We start from the raw sequence: 20,813 nt of genomic DNA, 5'->3' as shown, positions 1-20,813 counted from the left end.
CCTTCCGTATCACCTGAATCACCTGGTCAGGTGGGCACGTTGTTGTCACGGAGGCGCTTGTCGTCGCGCGTGGCCGGGAAGTAGAGGACGCCCCGGCGGTCGAACACGTATCCCGCCTCCCGCAGCTCCCGCATCGCGGCCCGCATGTCGTACGGGAACGGCTGGAGCGACGGGTCATGCCACTTCGTCAGCGAAGCGGCGATCGGCGACCCGGCGGGCTTGCCCTGCCCGTCGAGGACCACGTCGATGATGTCGCGCACCGGGATGAGGAACGACAGCGCGCGCCGGAAGTGCCGGTCGTCGAACGGCTCCTTGCGCATGTTGTAGTGCAGGCCGGCCCAGCCGAAGCTCTCGTCGGACACCACCGTGATCCCGCTCTTGCCCCGCACCGAAGCGAGCTGGGCGACGCCCTGCACGTCGCCGAGCATGTCGAGATCGCCTTGGGCGAGCCCGCCGACCTCCGCGTCGAGGCTGCCCAGCACGATCATCACCAGGCCGTCGATCTTGGGTGCCGAGAAGTGCTCCTTGTTCGCGGTGAACCGGATCTCCGCGCCGAGTTTGCGACCGGCGAGGACGAAGGGCCCGGATCCGACAGGGGCGTCGTTGGAGAACTTCGCCGGTTGGGCCACCTTCTTCCACACGTGCTCGGGCAAGATGGGCAGCTGGGTCAGCACCGTGGGCACGAAGCTCGGCGACGGCTTGGCAAGGGTGATCTCGACCGAGTCGCCGGTCGCCCGCACGTCACGCACGGCGGCCAGCTTCTGGGCGAACAGCGGGGACTTCTTGTCGATCATGTATTTGACGGTGAACGCCACATCGGCGGCGGTGACCGGGTGCCCGTCGCTGAACCGCATGCCGGGCCGTAGCTTGGCGATCACCCGAGCGCCGTCGACCTTCACCGACTCGGCCGCCCAGTCGCGCAACTCACCTTCCGGGCCGATACGCACCAGGCTGTCGTAGATGTGCGAAAGGAGTAACTGCGCCGCGGGCGACTCCAGGGCGACCGGATTGAGGGTCAGCGGCTCGGAGATCGTGCCGACCACCAGAGTGCGCTTGGCCGTCTTCGGAGTGGCTCCGATGGAGTTCCAGATGTTGAAGACCGGGTAGCCCAACGCGTGCTGGACCCCGTCCCACCGGTCCGACCGGTACGCCCCGCCCACCACGGGGTGGGCGAACGGCCGGGCGGGCTGCTGCTCGTACAGCAGCTTCTGCGCCTTCCGCACCGCGGCGACCCGCTCGTCCTCGTTCATCGCGAGCTGCTGAGCCTGGTACAACGCGTCGTAGTCGGCGTTGCGATAGCCGGACAGGTTCCAGCCGGAGACCCCGGCACGGGCGGAGGCGAACTTCGACAGGATGTTGTCGGGGTCGAGCCGGTCCGGCATCGGGCCGTAGACCAGCAGGGCCGCGTCGAAGTCCTTGCGGGTGAACGCGCGCCGGCCCACCTCGGAGCCGCGTACCGCGAGCAGTTCGGCGGGGATGCCGGCCCGCTGCCAGGACTCCACGATCAGGCGCGCCTCCTCGAACCACCGCGGATCCTCCGCGGCGGTCTTGGTGAGCAGCTGGATGGTCGGCACCGGGGTACGTCCGGTGACGTCGGCGACGACCGCACGGTACGCGGCCGCATCGGAATCGCCGCCGGCGTGGCCATTATCGCCGCACGCCGAAATCGTCAGCGTGAGGGCGACGGCCATACCGGCGCTCAATATTCTTTCGTGTGAACGCACACTTCTCCTCGTACGGCTGATCGGGGGGAGACTTCATTACGGGAGCACAGCGCAGAAAACGGCCGGCCGCACGCCGGGGACGCTCACGGCCCGAGACCGAGAGCGTGGTGAGGCGAGTCGCCGGCTCATTTCCCGTCGCGTGGGTCGCGACGCCCGGCATCGGATTCGGAGGGGGATTCAGGGAAAGGCTGTAGGTGCTAGGACAGGCGTCTGACCTGCGCCTGAGCGGTCAGGGAAACGGCCGGTGCAGCGCTGAGGGACGGGTGACCGGCACCGTAGGTCCATTCGCGGTAAATGCCATCAGGATGGAGTTCGGCGATTGTCACTACGTCTCCCTTCGCTATCAAGCGCCGCCCGGCCCACATCCGGAAGCCCGACCGAATGAGGGAAGCATGAGCCGCATGGCGCGCACATTCAGTAATGCCCTCATTACTGTCCGCTTACACGCGTGTGCGCATTGTTTACCTAAGAGCGCGGATCCCCGTGGGCGACGCCGAATCGATGAGCCGATCCCCTGATCACTCCGGGCCCGGGGTGGCGGTCACGGGCTAGATCGCCGTATGCGCGAGGTTTCACTAAGATTCGGCGGCATGTGGCGGAAAGTCAGAATCATGGTGGCCAGTGTCTGTGCGGTCGGTGTCCTAGGAGTCCCGGCGGCCGCCGAGGCCAGGCAGACGGATCCGGCCGCCGGCCCGGTGCCGGCTGCCACGCAGGCGAAGCAGACCGGGACGGCCGCGGAGGCCGGGCAGGCGGGCCAGGCCGGTACGGCCCTGGCCGCGAAGGTGAAGAAGGCGGCCGAGCCGTACTGCGTCCGCTACAAATGCATCGCCCTCACCTTCGACGACGGTCCTTGGCCCTACACCCCCGAGCTGCTCGACACGTTGAAGAAGCACAAGGCCAAGGCCACCTTCTTCCTCCTCGGCAGGAAGGTCGGCAGCCGTGCCGAGCTGACGCGGCGCATCGTGGCCGAGGGCCACGAGGTCGGCAACCACACGTGGGACCATCCCGACCTGACCACGCTGTCCAACGAGGAGATCCTCGACGAGATGACGAGGACCTCGGAGGTCATCGACCAGGCCATCGGCAAGGCGCCGACGATGATGCGCCCGCCGAACGGCGCCACCGACGACCGGGTCACGCAGTTGATGGCCGAGCTGGCGCTGCCGCAGATCCTGTGGACCGGGTCCACCCTCGACTGGCAGTCCCGCGACACCGCCGTCATCGCCAAGAAGACGCTCAAGCTGGCCAAGCGCAACGGCGTCATCCTGCTGCACGACATCGTGCCTGAGACCGTCAAGGCCATGCCGACCGTGCTCAAGGCCCTGGAGAAGCAGAACTACCGCTTCGTCACGGTGACGACGCTGCTGCAGGGCCGGGAGCTGCGTGGCGGCGAGATCTACCCTTCGCGCTCCAAGTAGCCGTCGCCGGCGTGGAGCGAGCGGTCGAGCGCGGCCCTCAGCCTCGGTTGCAGGGGCACCTCCACCAGCCGGTTCACGCCGTAGGCGACGGCGAGCGCGACCGCGACGACGAGCGGCAGCGTGAGCCAGTTCCCGAGCGGCGTGTGGAGCCTGCCGATGAGCAGGAACCCGACGTGGTGGTGGAACAGGTAGAGCGGGTAGGTCAGCGCGCCCAGCCAGGTGAGCCAGCGCCAGTCGATGCCGTCGAGCCTGCCGAGGGCCACCAGGATCATGATCAGGAAGATGAGGGAGATCGCTCCGACCACGAGGGCGGACCCGAGGGGCACGCCGAATCGCACGATGGCCGGAGGGTTCTCCCCCAGCACCTGTACGAGGGCGATCGCCCAGCCGGCGCCCACGAACAGCCAGGGGTACAGCGACCCGCCGAAACGGTGGATCAGGTACAGGGCCATCCCGGCGATGAAGTACGGCGCGCTGAACGGGATGAGGAACGCCTGCAGCAGGTCGGCGTTCACGCGCTCGGCGATGGCCAGGAGCACCAGCCAGCCGCCGAGGAAGGCCAGGCAGCGGCGGTAGGTGATGCCGACCGCGGCGAACACCGCGATGAGCGCGTAGAAGACCAGCTCCTGCCAGAGCGTCCAGTACACGATCTCCAGATCACGGATTCTCAGGCCGTGCTGCAGCATGGTGAGGTTGGCGAGCAGCTCGCTCAGGGTGGGCCGGTGGTCGGTGATGAGCCCCGCCACCGCCAGGCCCCCCAGGGCGATCACGCTGGCCCAGTACGCCGGGTAGAGGCGGGCTATGCGCGACGACGCGAACGCGCCGGGGCTCCGCCCCCACGCGCTCATCAGGATGACGAACCCGCTGATCACGAAGAACATGCGGACGCCGTACACGCCGAACATGGTCACCGCGCTCAGGGCGGGGAACGCGTTCGGGGTGCCCCAGGCCCGCGTGTCCCCGTAGTGAAAGAGCACCACCGCAAGCGCCGCGCAAAACCGGAGCAGGTCGAGAACGCGCAGCCGTCGCGGGTCAGGAAGTATGACCGGCGAATCGGAAATGCGGGGGGCTGAAACCAGCATATGCAGGAATATATCTAGAAAGATCGCTAACAACCTACAAATGCGCGACGGCCCCGAAACGCGGTCTGGGGACGGTACGGCGGCGGATGGCGGCGAACCGGGCACGTGCGCGTTCGCGAGACCGGCACACCCGACAGGACGTCACTCCAAGCCGCGTCACGCGCGGGCGCGTCGGGCGCGCGGGTCAGTGCTTCCAGCGCGTGCGCGTCGGGCGCGGGGTCAGTGCTTCCAGCGCGTGCGCGTCGGGCGCGCGGGGTCAGTGCTTCCAGCGCGTGCGGGCCGCGATCTCGTCGGGCGCCGCCCCGTCGAAGAGCGCGATCTCGCCTCGGCGTACGAGGGCGATCGTGTCGATCACGGCCTCGCCCAGCGCCTCCTTCAGCACGGCGTCGTTCTCGAACGCCTCCAGCGCCGCCCCGAGCGAGGACGGCAACGGCGTCACGGTGCCCAAGGAGTGCGGATCGACCTCCACGGGCGCAGGGAGCGCGCCCCCGCCGGCGAGCCCGGCCCGGCCCGTGGCGAGGAGGCCGGCCACCGCGAGATAGGGGTTGGCCGCGGCGTCGAAGCACTTGACCTCCATGTTCGCCGCCCGGGACCGGTCACCGGCCGATCCGGTGACGAACCGCATCGCCGCCTCACGGTTCTCCAGCCCCCAGCAGGCGTACGCTCCGGCCCAGTGGGAGGGGACGAGCCGCAGGTAGCTGGCGACGGACGGCGCGCCCACCGCCAGCAGGGCCGGCAGCCGGGACAGGATGCCCGCGGCGAACGCCTCACCCTCGGCGGTGAGGCCGTACCTGCCGTCGCCGCCGGACATGAGGTTGACGCCGTCGCGCCAGAGGCTCAGGTGGACGTGCGCGCCGTTGCCCACTCCGTCCGCGAGCACCTTCGGCGAGAAGCTCGCGCGCAGGCCGTGGTCCAGGCTGACCGCCCGGATCGTCTCGCGAACCAGGACGGTGGTGTCGGCGGCCCCGACCGGGTCCTCCGCCGCGACCGAGACCTCGTACTGCCCCGCGGCGTACTCGGGGTGGATCTGCTCCACCGCGACGCCGGCCGCCGACAGCGCGCCCACCACGTCGAGCAGGTAGCCGGCCCGCTCGGTGAGCCGCGTCATGCCGTACGCCGGGCCGCCGCACGCGGGGACGAAGTCGTCACCGGCACCGACGGAGGCCGCCCACTCGACCTCGAACGACGCCCGGACGGAGAAGCCCGCGGCGGCCAGCCGCTCGACCTCGCGGCGGGCCAGGTGGCGGGCGTCCAGGTGATGGGGCACGCCGTTCTGGTCGTACCGGTCCGCGGGGGCCCACGCCCAGCCGGGAAGCGCGGTGAGCACGCCGAGGCGCCCGAGGTCCGGGTGCAGGCGCAGGTCGCCTACGGGGCCTCCGGCGAACCGGCCGCTCATGACGGAGTCGTCGAGCAGGAACGCGTCGAAGACGGGCGAGGCGCCGATGCCCCAGGCCGCCGCGTGTTCGAGCCGTGTGAGGGGCACCGCCTTGACCCTGGTGACGCCGCTGGTGTCCACCCATGTGACGGCGACGGCGGTCACGTCTCTGGCGGCGAGGTCTCGGGCGGCCTCCCGGGCGGAGGCCGCGCGTCGCGCACGTTCCTGCTCGTCCATTCCCCGCTCTCCTGTCACCGTGCCGGTACTGGAGTTACACGCTCGGTCGCAACGTCATTCTCCATCCCGGCGCGAGGTTCCCGGGGTTCACGATGACCCCGTCGCGTCTACCGCTTGGCCAGCTGCGGGTAGAGCGCGTCGAGGCCGGCGGAGAGCCCCGCCCTGACCCGCCGGCTGGCGTCGTCGGCGACGACCTCCCCGGCGCCCGCCTCGATGCCGTCGAGTGCCGCCGCGGCCACCTGCGCGGGGTCCTGCTTGGGGCCGTCGACATGGGCCGCCATGTCGGTGTCCATGTACCCGACGTGCAGGGCGACGGCCGCGATGCCGAGCGGCGCGAGCTCAAGGCGCAGTGAGTTGGTCAGCGACCACGCCGCGGCCTTGGCCGCGCTGTAGGCGCCGGACTGCGGTATGGAGATCCAGGACAGCACGGACAGCACGTTGAGGACCGCCCCGCCGCCGTTGGCGGCCAGGATGGGCGCGAAGGCACGCGTCATGCCCAGCGTGCCGAAGTAGTGCGTCTCCATCTCCAGCCGGATGTCGGCGAGGTCGCCGTCGAGCAGCCCGGCGCGCGTGGACGAGCCCGCGTTGTTGATGAGCAGCGTGGCGTCGCCCGCGATGGCAGCGGCGGCGGCGACCGACTCGGGGTCGGTGATGTCGAGCCGGAGCGGCTCCACGCCGGGAAGGTCGACGGCCCCCGGGTCGCGTGCTCCCGCGTAGACCTTCGCCGCGCCGCGTGCCAGCAGGCCCGCGGCCAGATGCCGGCCGAGACCTCGGTTGGCTCCGGTGACCACCGCGACGGAGTCTCTGATGTCCATGGTCTTCCCCCATCTGAATTGGTTTTTCCAACCTAGCCGAGCTGGCTTGGAAATGGCAACCCAGTGGTACGATCGGCACGTGGCCGCTAACGGGAGTCGAAACGGCAGGGCGGAGTCACCGTGCTCCATCGCCCGCGCGCTCGAGGTGCTGGGCGAGCGGTGGACCTTCCTGATCCTGCGCGAGGCGCTGTCCGGCCTGACGAGGTTCGCCGACTTCCAGCAGGCCCTCGGCATCGCGCCCGACGTGCTGAGCGACCGGCTGGCCACGCTGGTGAGCGCGGGCGTGCTGGAGAAGCATCCCTACCGCGAGCCCGGCACCCGGGTCCGGTTCAGCTACCACCCGACCCCGGCCGGCGAGGAGCTGCGACTGGTGCTCGGCGCCCTGCAGCAGTGGGGTGACGAGCACAGGCCGCGCGAGCTGGGGCCCACGATGGCGCGGCGCACCGTGGACGGCGGGAGCCCGGTCAGGGTCGCCTTCGTGGACGAGACGGGCGTGGCCGTGCCCCTCGACCGCGTCGCCTTCGTCAAGACGGCCGCGTACCCGTCCTGACGGGTACGCGGCCGCGCGTGGTCTCGGGTGCCGCTAGGCGGGGGCCGAGGAGGGGACGCGAAGCTCCGTGTCGTCGGCGCTTTCGAGCTCGATCGGGATGAGCGTGACCGGAACGCCGTTGAACACCGCGTTCCCGGAGGGCACGTCGATCACGGACTCGTCGGTCAGCGCGTTGGCGTTGACACCCGCGTGCTCCGCCGCGTGCAGCTGCCGGGTCCTGGCGTGTCCCCACCCGTGGGGCAGGCTCACCACGCCCGGCATGATCGCGTCGTTCGGTTCTAGCGGCACGACCAGCTCGCCGTTGGCCGAGCGTACGATCACCTGCTCGCCGAGCCCGAGCCGCGTCACGTCGTCCGGGTGGATGTGCAGGGTGCACCGGTTGCTGCCGCCGGTCAGCGTCGGCACGTTGTGCAGCCAGCTGTTGAGGGAGCGAAGCTGGCGCCGCCCGATCAGCAGGGTCTCCGGCGGGGGCACGGCCAGCCGTTCGCGCAGCCGTCCCGCCTCCTCGGCCAGCCTCGGCGGGGCCAGCTCCACCCGGCCCGAGGCCGTGGTCAGCAGCTCCTGCAGCCGGGGCTGGTGCGGGCCGAGGTCGATGCCGTGCGGGTTGGCCAGCAGGTCGGCCAGCGACAGGCCGTAGGGGCCGAGCCTCAGCATGGTGTCCAGCATCAGTTCGGGTCCGCTGTCGCCGTCCAGCGAGGCGCGCGCCTCGGCGACGTCCATGCCCTCGAACGGCGAACCGGGGATCTGCGTGGCCCCGGTGAGCATCTGGCCGATGATGAACTCGTCCAGCCCGGCCGGATCGGCGTCCGCTCCCTGACCCGAGACGATCAGAATGAGGCGTGCCATGATCTCGGCCTCCGAGAGCTGCCCGGGCTCCAGCGGCAGGATCGGCGGGGAGAACCTGGTGTAGTTGCGAACCGTCACCGTCAGCAGCAGGAAGTCGTAGTGCGGCATCTGCAGGATGCGCGGCGGCGGCAGGATGACGTTCGCGTGCCGGGTGGTCTCGTTGAGGTACGGGTCCACGCAGACCATGAAGTCCAGGCCCGCGAAGGCCCGATCGAGCCGGGGCCCGCCGGGCGCCGACAGCACCAGGTTGCCTGCGATCGACACCAGCGCCCTGACCTGCCCCTCTCCCGGGGTCTCGATCTCGTCGGCGAGGGTCGCCACCGGCAGTTCCCCGATCGACTCCGGCAGCCCCCGCACGCGGCTGTGCCAGTGGCCGGTGCTGTAGGGCTCGGACGGGCGGAAGACGTCGAGGGTGGCGGCCTTGGTGAACATGGCCCCGCCGGGCCGGTCGAAGTTCCCGGTCAGGATGTTGATCACGTCGCCGAGCCACTGCGCCGCGGTGCCGAACTCGACGGTGCTGGCGCCGATGCGGGAGTACACGGCGGCCGTCGGAGCCGCCGCGAGCTCCCGCGCCAGCCGTACGATCTTCTCGGCGGGCACGCCGCACACCGGCGACACGATCTGCGGGGTGAAGTCCTCCGCCAGCCGCCGGAGGTCCTCCAGCCCCTCCACCTCGACGCCGATGGTGGCGAGGTCCTCCGCGAGGAGGGTCTGGACGATGCCGAACAGCAGGAAGGCGTCGGTGCCGGGCCGTACGAACAGGTGCTCGTCGGCGAGGTCGGCGGTACGGGTGCGACGCGGATCGACGACCACCAGCTTGCCGCCGCGCTTGCGCAGCGCCTTGAGCCGGCCGGGGAAGTCGGGGGCGGCGCAGAGCGAGCCGTTGGACTCCGCGGGGTTGGCGCCGATCACCAGCAGGTAGTCGGTGCGGTCCAGGTCGGGCACCGGGATGGCCATCGGGTTGCCGAACATGTAACCGCAGGCGACGTGCTTCGGCATCTGGTCGATGGTGCTGGCGGAGAAGATGTTGCGGGTGCCGAGCGACTGGCTGAGCGGCATCCGGTACATGAAGCCGGCCATGGTGTGGAAGGTCGGATTGCCGAAGTAGGCGGCCACGGCGTCGCGTCCGTGCGCGTCGATGACGCTTTTGAGCCCTTGGTCGACCGTCTGGAAGGCCTCGTCCCAGGAGACCTCGTGCCACTCGCCGTTCTTACGCACCAGCGGGGCCCGCAGCCGGTCGGGGTCCTCGTCCAGGCGGCCGAGGCTCGCCCCCTTGGGACAGATGAAGCCCTTGGAGAAGGGGTCGTCCGGGTCGCCCTTGACCGACGTGACGTGCCCGGTGTCGTCGAGTGTCAGCCGCAGGCCGCAGACGGCGTCGCAGAGGGGACAGGTCCGGTGCACGGTTCTCATCGGCACTCCTGTGATCGTCGAATGGACTCATCATGAGCGGGTGCCGGAGACAAGGGGAACCCCAGCAATTAAGGTCCTAGGGGGTGATACGGGTCCTAGCGCGGGGGGTGACGGAAATCACTTATCAAGATCGATAAATGGTTCCGTCCCTAATCAGCGAACGTTTTCGTAACCAAATATGGCTTTCGTCCCGTACCGTAGGGAGGCCGGGGGTTTCTATCGCGATATTGCGGGCAGTGCGGTCTGGTTCGAGCTGGCCGATCAACCGTCCGAAAAGGAAGACAGGTGCCCGCCGACGACGCTCGCACTCTCCTGGCACGCCGGGGCGAGAGCGGCCGTCCGGGCTGATGACGACGGGTTTTGAGAGCACGGGAAGAAGGTCGTGATGACGAACGAGGTCACCGAGGGAAAGACCGCGGCGCGGGAGCTCGCGGCGCGGCTGCCCGGGTGGGCGGTCTGGTACGGCCAGCACACCCGGCGATTCTGGGCCATGCCCCGCTCGGCCGCCCCAGCCGGCGTGCGGCTCGCGGAGGCCGAGACCGCCGAGGAGCTGGAGGACGCTGTGCGCCAGATGACGGGCGCCGCCCCGAGGCAGGGAGCCCCCGCGCAGGGAGCGCCCCAGCAGGAGGCCTCGCATTCCGGCCAGGCCCCGATGGGTCCGCAGCACCACCGCGAGCCGGCAAGGCTCTGATCGCGCGACACGCGCCTCGACGCCGCAGGTGGGGCGCCGGGCGAGGCGCGGTCCGGTTTTCCACAGGGGGTGGCGGGGCGGGAGCCGGGGGCGGGGGCGTTCCGTATGCTCGGGCGGTGAGCATGCCGCGCACCCTCGTCCTGTGGGATATCGACCACACTCTCATCAACGCCGCCGGCGCGGGCCGCCAGGCGTACGCCGACGCCTTCCAGGTGATCGTCAAGCGGCCTCTGGAGCATGTCGCCGACATGGCAGGCCGCACCGACTGGGCGATCACCGTCGAGACACTGCGCATGCACGGCATCGAGGCGTCCGGTGACCTGCTCGACTCCTTCGGCGCGGCGCTGGCCGAGGCGTTCACGGCCTACGAGGCGGCCGTCAGGGAGCACGGCCGGGTCCTGCCCGGCGCGCGGGAGGCGCTGGAGGCGCTGTCCCGCCGTGACGACGTCGTCCAGTCCGTCCTCACGGGCAACATCCAGCCGATCGCCATCGGCAAGCTCACCGCCCTCGACCTCGACCGCTTCATCGACTTCGAGGTCGGCGCCTACGGCATGGATCACGAGGAGCGCCCCGAGCTGGTACGGCTGGCGCAGGGCCGGGCGACCGGCAAGTACGGCCAGGCGTTCGGCTCGGCGAGCACCGTCCTGATCGGCGACACCCGTCACGATGTGCATGCGGGCCACCTGGGCGGCGCCCGGGTCGTGGCCGTGGCGACCGGGTCTAGCGACCGCGAGACGCTGAGTGACGCGGGCGCGGAGCTCATACTCGACGATCTTTCCGACACCGAGGCCGTGGTCCGCGCGATCCTCGCGGTCAGCGATTCCTAGAGACTTCGCGGGCCTGTCGCCGGCGCCGAAATGACCTTGAATTCGTCAGGCGCGGCGCGTCCTAAATGACCTTGAAATAACCTCGGATGATCAATTTCGGTCACCGGTCGAGATGACCTTGAAGCACCCTTAGAGGCGCAGCGCGTAGCGGCTAATTCGTGGCCTTCCGATGGCAGAAATCGTCATATCTATGTCATTGCCGCCACGCCCGGCCTGCCGAGACCATGGAGGGGTGACAGCGCGCCGTGTCGTCTTCGTCCTCTTCCCCGACTTCCAGATCCTCGACCTGACCGGCCCCCACGAGGTCTTCACCCAGGCCGGGCGGTTGGCGCGCGCGTACGTGATCGAGACGGTCGCGGCGGTGGCGGGCCCGGTCCGGTCGCGGGGCGGGCTGACGATCACGCCGACCACGACGATCGACGCGTGTGAGGGGCCCATCGACACCCTCGTGGCCGTCGGCGGGCGCGGCACGATCGCCGCCTGCGCCGACGACCACCTCATGGAGTGGCTCGCCTCGGCGGCGCGGCGCTCGCGGCGGGTCGCCTCGGTCTGCACCGGGGCCTTCCTCCTCGCGCGGGCCGGTCTCCTCGCGGGAAGGCGGGCCGTGACCCACTGGTCGAGCTGCGATCTCCTCGCCCGCGAGCATCCCGACGTGTCGGTCGAGGCCGATCCGATCTTCGTCCGGGACGGGAAGGTCTGGACGTCGGCGGGGGTCACCGCCGGGATGGACCTGGCCCTCGCGATGGTCGAGGAGGACCACGGCGCCGAGGTGGCCCGCACGATCGCGCGGCAGCTCGTCATGTTCGTCCAGCGGCCCGGCGGCCAGGCGCAGTTCAGCACGCAGCTCGCCGCGCAGCGACCGGCGCGGACGCCGCTGCGCGAGGTGCAGGAGTGGATCGCCGAGCACCTGGCGGCGGACCTCACCGTGCCCGTGCTCGCGGCCCGCGCGGGGATGAGCGAGCGCAACTTCGCCAGGGTCTTCACCGCGCAGGCCGGGCGCACCCCCGCCGCGTACGTGGAGGCCGCCCGCGTCGAGGCCGCCCGGCGGCTGCTGGAGACCACCGGCACGACGGTGGAGGCCATCGCGAGAGCGTGCGGGTTCGGCACGGCCGAGACCATGCACCGCTGTTTCAAGCGGGCTCTCCGGATCACCCCGGGGCAGTACCGCAGCCATTTCGCCGTACGCGGCTCCGACTAGAAGGACCTCGCCATGCGCATCGTCATACCGCTCTTCGCAGGATTCACCGCGCTCGACGCGGTCGGCCCGTACGAGGTGCTCCGGATGGTCCCCGGCGCCGAGGTGGTGTTCGCCGCGTCCGGCACCGGGCCGGTACGGGACGGTGCGGGCACGCTGGCCATCACGGCCGACGCGGCGCTGGACGACATCGATTCATGCGACGTGCTGCTCGTCCCCGGCGGCCCGGGGGCCAGGAAGCTGCTGCACGACGAGTCCATGGCCGGCTGGATCGGGCGCATCGACGCGGCGACGACGTGGACCACGTCCGTATGCACGGGATCCCTGCTGCTCGGGGCCGCCGGCCTGCTCCGGGGTCTGCGAGCCACGACCCACTGGAGCGCCGTCGACCTGCTGGAGTCCTTCGGCGCCGCCTACACCGCGGAACGGGTGGTGTTCCAGGGCAAGATCGTGACGGCCGCCGGCGTCTCCTCCGGCATCGACATGGCGCTCGCGCTCGCCGCGCGGCTCACCGACCGGACCACGGCCGAGGCGATCCAGCTCGCGATCGAGTACGACCCGCAGCCGCCCTTCGACGCCGGATCCCCGGCCAAGGCCCCCCAGGCCGCCAAGGACCTGCTCACCTCGGGACGCGTCTGAAGGTCTAGCGGCACTGGGCGAGCATCGAGGCCTTGTCGGCCCTCGTGACCGGGAGGTCGTACTTGACCACGACCTGTGCGAAACGGGCGACGTAGGCGCAGCGGATCCTGCGTACCGGCGGGAGCCAGGACGCGGGACCGGCTCCGCCCTTGGCCTCGTTGACGGGGCCGTAGACGGGGATGAGGTTGAGGGGGTCATTGGCGATGCGCACGCGTTCGGCCTTCTTCCACCTTGAGGCGCCCATCTGCCATTCGTACGACAGCGGCACCACGTGGTCGACCTGCACGCGGTCTGCGTCGCGCTTGCGCCACTGGATCGTCTTGCCCGTGTAGGGGTCCTCCAGCGTCATCGCGACGACGACGCAGTGCGATCCGCTGCGATATCTGAGGTGCTCGCCGTCGCGCGCCAGCAGGTCGTCGCGGGTGCGGCAGCCGTTGCGGGCATACGGGATGCCCTTGGCGGTGTCCGCCCAGTTCTCGCCGAACCGGGCGCGCGTGTAGCCCTGTTTGGAGCCTCGCACCCCGACCCGTACCTTCTTGATCAACCTGATGGCCATCGCCCTGTCGGGATGGGAGGTGATGGGCACCAGCCCCGGCTTGGTGCCGTCCGGGTTCAGCAACGGGCTCGCCCGCTGGACGACCCGCGTGGGGCTGTGGGTGTTCTCGCGCGCGGCGAGGGAGACGATCATTATGGCCCCCGCCACCACGGCGACCGTCCCGCGCGTGCTCAGCGCCGCCTCCCGGGCATGTACGGGTGATGACTCGCTCTATCAATCCCCATAAATATCTTGATTGACACCGAACTGGCCAGGGGCGGACACGGTGACGGTTGGCGCCGGAGCCGCCGATAAGGTCGTGAGGCGTGACGGACAAGGTGGAACGGCTGGCGGCCCGGCTGAGCGAGTTCGCCCGCGAGCGCGACTGGGAGCAGTTCCACACGCCGAAGAACCTCGCGATGGCTCTGGCGGGCGAGGTCGGCGAGCTGGTCGCCGAGTTCCAGTGGCTGACCCCCGCCGAGGCGGCGAACCTCGACGAGGAGACGCTCGCCCGGGTGCGGTCGGAGCTCGGCGACGTGACGAACTACCTCGTCCGGCTCGCCGACGTGCTTCAGGTGGATGTGGTGGAGGCCGCCCACGCCAAGCTCGACCAGAACGAGCGGCGCTACGACCCGGAGCTCTACCGGGGCTCCGCGAGGAAGGCTCCACCACTGCCCCCGTAGGTTGACACTTGGACGTGTGTCAACCTAGGTTGCCAGAACGGTGACGGTGCGCGTCCTTTCCGGCAGGTCAGGACACATGCCCGGAGCTGATGCCCCTGGCTACCCTGGGACCCGGTGCTCGGACCGGGCGAACTGCTCCACGATCGCCTTGCAGAACGCGGGCAGGTCGGCGGGCGAGCGGCTGGTGGTGAGCTGCCCGTCGATCACGACCTCCTCGTCCACGACCTCCGCCCCCGCGTTGCGAAGGTCCGTGCGGATGCTCGGCCAGGAAGTGAGCTTGCGCCCTCGTACGGCGCCGGCCTCCAGCAGCGTCCACGGACCGTGGCAGATCGCCGCGACGGGCTTGCCCGAGGCCACGAAATCCTTGACGAAGCGGACGGCGTCGCGGTTCATGCGCAGTTGGTCGGGGTTCATGGTGCCGCCGGGCAGGAGCAGCGCGTCGTAGTCGCCGACCGAGGCGTCCGAGACGAGCCGGTCGACGGCGAACGTGCCGGCGGCGTTGAGGTCCCACTGGCGGGCCTGGATCTCGCCCGGGTGTATCGACAGCAGCTCGCTCTTCGCGCCCGCTCCGTATAGCGCCCCTCGCGGCTGTTCCAGTTCGACTCGCTCGACGCCATCGGTCGCCAGGATGGCCACCTTCCGGCCCTGAAGTTCGTGAGCCATGCGACTCCTCCTCCGCTGGGTTGGCGTCCACGCCGTGGCGGAGTCCGCGACCCGTCGGCGGCGGGGAGACGGGGCGACCCGCCTCCACTTTCGACGCCCTCTGGAATCAGCTCCCATGCTAGCCCCGGCCACCTTCGCTCTTGGCTCTGACCAGCGCAAAAGCGTTCAGAGGGAGACGAAGGTCAACCCCCGGTGCTTGAGACGGGGGATGACCGTGCGCAGCGCCCGGAGCGTCTCGGAACGATCGCCGCCCCCGTCATGGCACAGCAGGATGGCCCCCGGCCGGCACGCCAGCATGCTCTGGGCGATGCGGCGGGTGCCGGGGCGGGACCAGTCGCGGGGATCGATGTCCCAATCTATGGGGATCATGCCGTGGTCGTCGGCCGTGTGGACCACCCGGCTCGACCACGAACCACCGGGTGCCCGGAAGAACCTGGCGGCGACCCCCGTGGCGTCCGAGATGCGCCCCTGCGCCTCCACGATCTCGGCGGTGATCCGCTTGGGAGGCAGGCGGTTGAACGGGATCGGATGGTGCATCGTGTGGTTGCACAGCTGGTGCCCGGCCTGGACGATGCGCTCGGCCAGACGGGGGAACCGCTGCACCTGCATGCCGATGAGGGAGAACGTCGCCCGTACGTCGTGCTCCGCGAGGAGGTCGAGCATCTTCGGCGTCCACTCCGGATGCGGACCGTCGTCGATCGTCAGCGCGATGGCGTTCCCCGGCGCGGCGGGGGTCAGGTCGTACAGGCTGTGCACGGGCTGGTGCCGGGCCCTCAGCCTGACCGGGGTCCACGCGGCGGGCGGAGGGGCGACCGGTGGGTGGACCACCGTGCGCGCCCGCGCCGGCGCGGCGGCCGGCGCCCGCGAGGACGAACGGACGGCATCACCCACCACCAGGGACGCAAGTGTCAAAGCACCCAGAGCCCACAGCGCTCGGCGGCGGCCGACCTCGCTTTCCTCCACAATCTCACGCTACCCAGGTGCCTCGATGATTTGACTGACCGACAGGAGCGATGACGGTAACCATGCGGTATAACCGGCAGAAGCGTCATGGCTACCATGCGGTAATAGTTACGGAACCGATCACGGTAACCACGTCACGCGGCCACGCAGGAGGCCGTACCCGACGAAGGCGACCGCGTCGATCAGGGTGTGCGCGACGATCAGCGGCATCGCCCGCCCCCACCTCTGGTAGAGCCGCCCGAACAGCAGGCCCATCACGAGGTTGCCGATGAAGCCGCCGAAGCCCTGGTAGAGGTGGTAGGAACCCCGGAGCAGCGCCGACACCGCCACCGCCCGCCACGGTCTCCAGCCGAGCCGGGCCAGCCGGTGCAGGAGATAGCCGCTGACGATCACCTCTTCGAGCACGGCGTTCTGGAGGGCGGCCAGGAGCAGGACGGGCACCCGCCACCAGGTGTCGGGAAGCCGGTCGGGCACGACGTCGAGGTTGATGCCCGCGTGGAACGCCGTGAGGTAGAAGGCGAGCCCGGTGCCGCCGACCACGGCCGCCAGCACCGCGCCCCGCAGCAGGTCACGCCCGGGCTCGCGCCGGTCGACCCCGATGGTGCGCAGCGACTCGCCGGACCGGACGAGAAGGTAGGCCACCAGGGCGACGGGCGCGACGGAGACGGCGATGCCGACGAGCTGGAGCGTCAGATCGAGCCAGGGCCGTCCCGGCGCCATCGTGCCGACGAGGACGGCGTGCTGGCCCTTCAACGCCTGGGGAGCGGTCAGCGACCCGATGAGTGAGACCAGCGACCGGAGGGCGCTGGCCCCGAGCGAGACGGCGAAGACGACGATGATCTCGGCTCCGATGAGCCGGGGAGTGAACGCCCGGGTGTCGACGGCCGGCAGGGGCGGAGAGTCGCGCATGCCCGCAGCGTAGACCGCCACTTAACGGCGCGTCCGAGACTCCCGTTTGACAGCCGGCTGAAAAGAAGATGGTCATGGTCTTGCAAGGAGGTGTTAAGTCGCGTGCAGGCGGGCGCGTCCACACTGTGCGCATGACGACGTATGGAATCACCACGTCCCAGGGCAAGTACACCCGGGTCAGCGGGGACCTGGCCATCGGAGCCACGGTCAGCGTGGTGGTTCCCGCCATGAACGAGGCGGAGAACCTGCCGCACGTGTTCGCGACCCTGCCGCACTGGATCGACGAGGTGGTGCTGGTCGACGGCAACTCCTCCGACGAGACGGTGGCCGTCGCGAGGGCACTGCGCCCGGGTCTGCGCGTCGTCACGCAGACGGGCAGGGGCAAGGGCAACGCCCTCACCGAGGGTTTCGCGGCGGCGACCGGCGACATCATCGTCATGATCGACGCCGACGGGTCCACCGACGGCCGCGAGATCATCCGCTTCGTGTCCGCACTGGTCGCGGGGGCGGACTTCGCCAAGGGCTCGCGATTCGCCTCCGGCGCGGGGTCGGACGACATCAGCCTCACCCGGTCCCTCGGCAACACGCTGCTGACCACGCTGACCAACGTGCTGTACGGCACCCGCTACACCGATCTCTGCTACGGGTACAACGCCTTCTGGGCCCGCCACCTGGACGCGCTGGCCCTCGACTGCGACGGCTTCGAGATCGAGACGCTCATGAACGTACGCGCGGCCCAGGCCGGTCTCGCCATCCACGAGATCCCGAGCCACGAGCACTGCCGCATCCACGGCACCAGCAACCTGCGAGCCGTGCGCGACGGCTGGCGTGTGCTGAAGACCATCCTGCGCGAGCGCACCCGCCGTACGACCGCCGCCCAGAGCCGGCCGGTGGGCACCATCTCGGAGCACGCCGCCGCCTGACCTCCCGACGGCAAAGCTCGCGTTCAAGGTGATCAGGAAGCCTTCTCGCGGGCCTACCCCACGATGAAAGTGCCGATCACCCCGGTTGTGCTCAGCATGCCGATCACGGTGAGGACGGCGATCGCGACCCCGGCGCTGATCAGCCATCGGCGTCTCGCTGTGCCGGCGTTCAGGCTCGACAAGGCGAGCCAGGCCCACAGGAGTCCTTCCACCAGGAACCACGGCTCGTTGAACAGGAGATCCTGAAGATCGGCCGTGCGATGGTCGATCGTCGTCCAGAACGGCAGATTCAGCTGCATCACGCCGGCCAGGCTCAGGGCCCGCTGAATGCCGTTGATCAGGGCGTGCATGACGCACCCCACCGTCACCGCCCAGCACATGGCCAGCAGGACGCGTCGCCCGTGGGACCGGCGCCATAACGGCAGCGTCGCCACCGGCAGGACCGTGGCTACCAGCAGGATGCCCGCCCCGAACGCGTTGACCATCCGCCACTGCTGATACGACACGGGTGTGCCGAACATGCCGACGGTCCCGCCCAGCGCGTAGTAGGCCCGATAACAGGTGTAGAACAGGCCCCACGCACCCAGCACGATGCTGACGCGGACCCTCTTCGCCGCTGCGCCGGGCAGGCCAGTGACCTGCGCATCTTCCTCCACGACTGCCACGGTTTCCCCCGAACGTGTTCTAGACCGGGCGCCAGTATGGCGAAGCGCGTCTGAGACGGAGCTGAGAGGTGGAGGGCCAACGCCCCTGGAGGAGCCCAGGCGGCAGGCGGTATTGGCAAGAGGCCCTTGGCCTGGACTTGCGTTCCAAGGCGATCAAGCTGTCTTCTTGAGGGCTTCCTGATCGCCTTGAAAACGCAAGGCAAAGAGGTGCGAGCGAATTCGAACTCCTCTTCGAAGAGTTGGCCACGGCGCGCGGTATCGGTTGCGAGGCCTTCGAGAAGTTGATATTGCTTGCGCTAGCGAGCCCACCAAAGGGATCAAAGATCATTTTGGTGGGGGGTGGGTCACTTGGTCAGATCGAGACAGCCGAAGCTGGTGCGCAGGCTGGAGGAGGCATCCAAGGTCGTCAGGGCCACGACCGGCCTGCTCAGGCAGATGTCGGGCCTGCTCCGCCAGCTCGTCATGATGGTCGGCTGGCTGGTGCTGCTGGCCGGTTCCATCCGCCTGCTCGTCGACCCGCCCTCGACCCTCTCGCCTGAGCACTTCGTCGCGCCCGGCGCCGGAGCGGCGGCCGTGCTCCAGGGTCTGATCAGGCTACCGGCCAGGTGGTGGAGGCCCGAGCCGCCCAGCCTCACCGATCTCGTGGACGCGGCAGGGGCCCCCGAGACGTAGCAAAGGCGGCGAGCGCCACCACCCGCGCAGGGGGCGCTCGCCGCGTCCGTTGGCCAGGATCGCAGGGCTTCGCCGCGATGGGCGCGCCCTGCTAGGCCGGGTGAAGTCAGCCGATCTGGAAATAAGGGTTACGGGCCTTGAAAGTGCACTCGCCCACAAACTTGACCGTCTTGCCAGGTGCGATGTTCTTCCACCCGGTCTTGTACTGCTTCGAGCCGTTGCCGATCAAATTGACGCACCAATAAACCAGACGCGCCTTACCGGTCGCATTGCCCTTGTTCTGGCACTTGCCCCAGACGGTGGTCTTGCCGGTTCCGGGGGCGTTGCAAACCACCTTCGCGGCCCTGACCGTGGACGCACTCGCATCCGCGGCCTGGGCGACGCCGCCGAACGGCGCCAGCACGGCAATCGCACCTGCCGCTACGACCAGCGATCGAGTTACCTTATTCATGGTTGATTTCCCCTCGTAGACGGATTGCGGCGCTTCGCGATCCAGAAAGCTAAGCGTCGCGTCCGGCGATATCCCGGCGAAACGGAAATCCGGGATATCCACATCGTGGCACGTGGCCCGCCGACCAACCAAGGGATCTTTGTCCGAAGCCCGTCCAAGGCTGCCGTTTGAATTTTGGACAAATGAATCTGCAGGTCAAGGAAAGCCGGGCGCCTGAGCGGGAACCGTGCCTGTCCCTGCGCGTCGATCACCTTCCAGTAGACGCGGCAGGCTCATTCGAAGCCTGCCCCATCCACCCGAGTGCGCTTCCGGCGGATTAATGGGAGGCACCGGCCGATGCGGTGGTGCCAGGATGCCGGGATGGAGGCGATTCTGCGGGCCGCGGGTGAGGTAGCCGGGGTGGAGCTCTTTGACCCGGTCGATCTGGGTGGGAGCTCGCGCAGTTCGGTGTTGCGGTGCCGTACGGCCGAGGGTGGCAGCGTCATCGTCAAGGCGTTCACCACGGAGCCGGAGGCACTTCGCGCCTTCACGGCGGAGGCTGCCGGGCTGTCGCTGCGGTTGGCGGGTCCTGAGCTGCTGGGTGTGGACGCCTCCGTTCCCCTGGTGGTGATGAACGACCTCGGCCACGCCCCCACGCTGGCGGATGTACTGCTCGGGGACGATCCGAAGGCCGCCGTGGACGGCCTGCTCACCTGGGCGCGCGGGCTGGGACGGCTGGCCGCCGGATCGGTACATCGACGTGCGGACCTCGCACGCCTGTGGACCGCGTACGACAAGGGCATGTTGTCCTGGGGCGAGGAGCCGTGGATCGCGCGGAACGCGGCCGAACTGCTCACTCTCCTACCGGCGTCCGGCATCGCGGTGCCGCCGGGGCTGCCCGAGGAACTGGCGCGCATCGGGACGGCCGGCGGGCAGGAGTACCCGGCCTTCACCCCGGGCGACACCTGCCCCGACAACAACCTGCTCACTGTGGACGGGCTGCGGCTGATCGACTTCGAGGGCGCGTGCTTCCAGTCGGTCTTCATGACGGCCGCGTACTGCCGGATGCCCTTCTCCAGTTGCTGGTGCGTCTTCGTCCTGCCACCGGGGCTGGCGGAGGAGATCGAGCAGGCTTACCGCGCGGAGGTCACCGCGATATACCCGGCGCTGGCCGAGGACGCCGTGTGGCACGCCGGGGTACGCCAGGCCATCGCCGTCTGGACGGTGGACGTGACGGTACGCCTGCTCCCACGCACAGCGGACGACAAACCACTGCACCCGACCCGGCACCCCACCCCGACGATGCGTCAACTCCTGACCCACCGCTGGGAAATGGCGAGCACCCTGAACGACTTCCCCGAGTTCGCGGAAACGATGCGACTCCTCCTGGCGAAGGTGGCGAGCGAGTGGAACGTGTCTCCGCTGCCCGGGTACCCCGCATTCAACGAGGCGATGCGCATCGACGTTCGCCACCCCGGTTGAATCCGCGGACATGCACCACCACTTCGGGGCCGGCGAGCAGGGCTGACCAGCAGTGACAATGGGTCGACAGGGTTCAAGC

The 20,813-nt window shown here is 69.5% G+C and carries 21 protein-coding genes; 10 read left to right on the top strand and 11 right to left on the bottom strand.

Annotated elements, in window-relative coordinates:
• Positions 1-26: 26 nt before the first annotated feature.
• A complete protein-coding gene (locus ACOZ38_RS02010) occupies positions 27-1,691 on the bottom strand; it encodes an ABC transporter substrate-binding protein (protein ID WP_424528378.1) in 1,665 nt (554 codons plus the stop codon).
• Between the two features lie 644 nt (positions 1,692-2,335).
• Here ACOZ38_RS02010 and ACOZ38_RS02005 point away from each other — a divergent pair.
• Positions 2,336-3,142 carry a polysaccharide deacetylase family protein gene (locus ACOZ38_RS02005; protein ID WP_424528376.1) on the top strand — a complete coding sequence of 269 codons (807 nt, stop codon included), beginning with the start codon at positions 2,336-2,338 and terminating at the stop codon, positions 3,140-3,142.
• Here ACOZ38_RS02005 and ACOZ38_RS02000 read toward each other — a convergent pair.
• From ACOZ38_RS02000 to ACOZ38_RS01990, 3 genes are all read right to left on the bottom strand, one after another.
• The gene (locus tag ACOZ38_RS02000; protein ID WP_424528374.1) at positions 3,121-4,224 is read right to left on the bottom strand and encodes an acyltransferase family protein; all 1,104 of its coding nucleotides are present in this window, start codon (positions 4,222-4,224) and stop codon (positions 3,121-3,123) included. The genes ACOZ38_RS02005 and ACOZ38_RS02000 overlap by 22 nt on opposite strands.
• A gap of 256 nt (positions 4,225-4,480) precedes the next feature.
• Positions 4,481-5,836 (bottom strand): hypothetical protein, encoded by a 1,356-nt coding sequence (locus ACOZ38_RS01995; protein ID WP_424528372.1) that lies wholly within the window; start codon positions 5,834-5,836, stop codon positions 4,481-4,483.
• A gap of 107 nt (positions 5,837-5,943) precedes the next feature.
• Positions 5,944-6,651 (bottom strand): SDR family oxidoreductase, encoded by a 708-nt coding sequence (locus ACOZ38_RS01990; RefSeq protein ID WP_424528370.1) that lies wholly within the window; start codon positions 6,649-6,651, stop codon positions 5,944-5,946.
• Between the two features lie 79 nt (positions 6,652-6,730).
• On the opposite strand from ACOZ38_RS01990, the gene ACOZ38_RS01985 reads away from it, so the two are divergent.
• Entirely contained in the window at positions 6,731-7,201 is a 471-nt protein-coding gene (locus ACOZ38_RS01985) for a winged helix-turn-helix transcriptional regulator (RefSeq protein ID WP_424528368.1), read from the top strand.
• 33 nt (positions 7,202-7,234) lie between these two features.
• Here the strand turns inward: ACOZ38_RS01985 and ACOZ38_RS01980 are convergent, their stop codons facing one another.
• Positions 7,235-9,457: a molybdopterin-dependent oxidoreductase gene (locus ACOZ38_RS01980; RefSeq protein ID WP_424528366.1), complete on the bottom strand. Its 2,223-nt coding sequence runs from the start codon at positions 9,455-9,457 to the stop codon at positions 7,235-7,237.
• Between the two features lie 385 nt (positions 9,458-9,842).
• Here ACOZ38_RS01980 and ACOZ38_RS01975 point away from each other — a divergent pair, with 385 nt between their 5' ends.
• From ACOZ38_RS01975 to ACOZ38_RS01960, 4 genes are all read left to right on the top strand, one after another.
• Entirely contained in the window at positions 9,843-10,148 is a 306-nt protein-coding gene (locus ACOZ38_RS01975) for a hypothetical protein (RefSeq protein ID WP_405143468.1), read from the top strand.
• Between the two features lie 122 nt (positions 10,149-10,270).
• Entirely contained in the window at positions 10,271-10,975 is a 705-nt protein-coding gene (locus tag ACOZ38_RS01970) for an HAD family hydrolase (protein WP_424536945.1), read from the top strand.
• A 232-nt stretch (positions 10,976-11,207) separates the two neighbouring features.
• Complete coding sequence (locus ACOZ38_RS01965; protein WP_424528364.1) at positions 11,208-12,173, top strand: GlxA family transcriptional regulator; 966 nt, start codon at positions 11,208-11,210, stop codon at positions 12,171-12,173.
• Between the two features lie 12 nt (positions 12,174-12,185).
• Positions 12,186-12,809 carry a DJ-1/PfpI family protein gene (locus ACOZ38_RS01960; RefSeq protein ID WP_424528362.1) on the top strand — a complete coding sequence of 208 codons (624 nt, stop codon included), beginning with the start codon at positions 12,186-12,188 and terminating at the stop codon, positions 12,807-12,809.
• Positions 12,810-12,813: 4 nt separating this feature from the next.
• Here ACOZ38_RS01960 and ACOZ38_RS01955 read toward each other — a convergent pair whose 3' ends face one another.
• Positions 12,814-13,512 carry an HNH endonuclease family protein gene (locus tag ACOZ38_RS01955; protein WP_405143462.1) on the bottom strand — a complete coding sequence of 233 codons (699 nt, stop codon included), beginning with the start codon at positions 13,510-13,512 and terminating at the stop codon, positions 12,814-12,816.
• A gap of 158 nt (positions 13,513-13,670) precedes the next feature.
• On the opposite strand from ACOZ38_RS01955, the gene ACOZ38_RS01950 reads away from it, so the two are divergent.
• Entirely contained in the window at positions 13,671-14,027 is a 357-nt protein-coding gene (locus ACOZ38_RS01950) for a nucleotide pyrophosphohydrolase (protein WP_405143460.1), read from the top strand.
• Positions 14,028-14,126: 99 nt separating this feature from the next.
• On the opposite strand, the gene ACOZ38_RS01945 is transcribed toward ACOZ38_RS01950, so the two are convergent.
• The 3 genes from ACOZ38_RS01945 to ACOZ38_RS01935 form a co-directional block, all read right to left on the bottom strand.
• On the bottom strand, positions 14,127-14,690 hold the full coding sequence (locus tag ACOZ38_RS01945) for a type 1 glutamine amidotransferase domain-containing protein (protein ID WP_424528359.1): 564 nt from the start codon (positions 14,688-14,690) through the stop codon (positions 14,127-14,129).
• A gap of 165 nt (positions 14,691-14,855) precedes the next feature.
• The gene (locus ACOZ38_RS01940) at positions 14,856-15,653 is read right to left on the bottom strand and encodes a polysaccharide deacetylase family protein (protein WP_424528357.1); all 798 of its coding nucleotides are present in this window, start codon (positions 15,651-15,653) and stop codon (positions 14,856-14,858) included.
• A gap of 120 nt (positions 15,654-15,773) precedes the next feature.
• Complete coding sequence (locus tag ACOZ38_RS01935; protein WP_424528355.1) at positions 15,774-16,562, bottom strand: CPBP family intramembrane glutamic endopeptidase; 789 nt, start codon at positions 16,560-16,562, stop codon at positions 15,774-15,776.
• 131 nt (positions 16,563-16,693) lie between these two features.
• Here ACOZ38_RS01935 and ACOZ38_RS01930 point away from each other — a divergent pair, with 131 nt between their 5' ends.
• Complete coding sequence (locus tag ACOZ38_RS01930) at positions 16,694-17,485, top strand: glycosyltransferase family 2 protein (RefSeq protein ID WP_424528353.1); 792 nt, start codon at positions 16,694-16,696, stop codon at positions 17,483-17,485.
• Positions 17,486-17,538: 53 nt separating this feature from the next.
• Here ACOZ38_RS01930 and ACOZ38_RS01925 read toward each other — a convergent pair whose 3' ends face one another.
• Positions 17,539-18,150, bottom strand: coding sequence for a hypothetical protein (locus ACOZ38_RS01925; protein WP_424528351.1), 612 nt, complete (start codon positions 18,148-18,150; stop codon positions 17,539-17,541).
• A gap of 348 nt (positions 18,151-18,498) precedes the next feature.
• Here ACOZ38_RS01925 and ACOZ38_RS01920 point away from each other — a divergent pair, with 348 nt between their 5' ends.
• On the top strand, positions 18,499-18,822 hold the full coding sequence (locus tag ACOZ38_RS01920) for a hypothetical protein (RefSeq protein WP_405143448.1): 324 nt from the start codon (positions 18,499-18,501) through the stop codon (positions 18,820-18,822).
• A 106-nt stretch (positions 18,823-18,928) separates the two neighbouring features.
• Here ACOZ38_RS01920 and ACOZ38_RS01915 read toward each other — a convergent pair whose 3' ends face one another.
• Positions 18,929-19,375, bottom strand: coding sequence for a hypothetical protein (locus ACOZ38_RS01915; RefSeq protein ID WP_424528349.1), 447 nt, complete (start codon positions 19,373-19,375; stop codon positions 18,929-18,931).
• A 258-nt stretch (positions 19,376-19,633) separates the two neighbouring features.
• Between ACOZ38_RS01915 and ACOZ38_RS01910 the strand changes: the two genes are divergently transcribed.
• Entirely contained in the window at positions 19,634-20,734 is a 1,101-nt protein-coding gene (locus ACOZ38_RS01910; RefSeq protein ID WP_424528347.1) for a hypothetical protein, read from the top strand.
• Positions 20,735-20,813 lie beyond the last annotated feature (79 nt).

Source organism: Sphaerisporangium viridialbum, from assembly GCF_049674955.1.
Taxonomy (GTDB): domain Bacteria; phylum Actinomycetota; class Actinomycetes; order Streptosporangiales; family Streptosporangiaceae; genus Sphaerisporangium; species Sphaerisporangium viridialbum.
Note: the sequence above shows the minus strand (reverse complement) of the source record. Positions and strands in the feature narration are given on the sequence as shown.

Bases quoted from the DNA above. Each gene is read 5' to 3' on its own strand.
- ACOZ38_RS02010 (WP_424528378.1), bottom strand. From the start codon at position 1,691: ATGGCCGTCGCCCTCACGCTGACGATTTCGGCGTGCGGCGATAATGGC.
- ACOZ38_RS02005 (WP_424528376.1), top strand. From the start codon at position 2,336: ATGGTGGCCAGTGTCTGTGCGGTCGGTGTCCTAGGAGTCCCGGCGGCC.
- ACOZ38_RS02000 (WP_424528374.1), bottom strand. From the start codon at position 4,224: ATGCTGGTTTCAGCCCCCCGCATTTCCGATTCGCCGGTCATACTTCCT.
- ACOZ38_RS01995 (WP_424528372.1), bottom strand. From the start codon at position 5,836: ATGGACGAGCAGGAACGTGCGCGACGCGCGGCCTCCGCCCGGGAGGCC.
- ACOZ38_RS01990 (WP_424528370.1), bottom strand. From the start codon at position 6,651: ATGGACATCAGAGACTCCGTCGCGGTGGTCACCGGAGCCAACCGAGGT.
- ACOZ38_RS01980 (WP_424528366.1), bottom strand. From the start codon at position 9,457: ATGAGAACCGTGCACCGGACCTGTCCCCTCTGCGACGCCGTCTGCGGC.
- ACOZ38_RS01975 (WP_405143468.1), top strand. From the start codon at position 9,843: ATGACGAACGAGGTCACCGAGGGAAAGACCGCGGCGCGGGAGCTCGCG.
- ACOZ38_RS01970 (WP_424536945.1), top strand. From the start codon at position 10,271: ATGCCGCGCACCCTCGTCCTGTGGGATATCGACCACACTCTCATCAAC.
- ACOZ38_RS01960 (WP_424528362.1), top strand. From the start codon at position 12,186: ATGCGCATCGTCATACCGCTCTTCGCAGGATTCACCGCGCTCGACGCG.
- ACOZ38_RS01945 (WP_424528359.1), bottom strand. From the start codon at position 14,690: ATGGCTCACGAACTTCAGGGCCGGAAGGTGGCCATCCTGGCGACCGAT.
- ACOZ38_RS01935 (WP_424528355.1), bottom strand. From the start codon at position 16,562: ATGCGCGACTCTCCGCCCCTGCCGGCCGTCGACACCCGGGCGTTCACT.
- ACOZ38_RS01930 (WP_424528353.1), top strand. From the start codon at position 16,694: ATGACGACGTATGGAATCACCACGTCCCAGGGCAAGTACACCCGGGTC.
- ACOZ38_RS01910 (WP_424528347.1), top strand. From the start codon at position 19,634: ATGGAGGCGATTCTGCGGGCCGCGGGTGAGGTAGCCGGGGTGGAGCTC.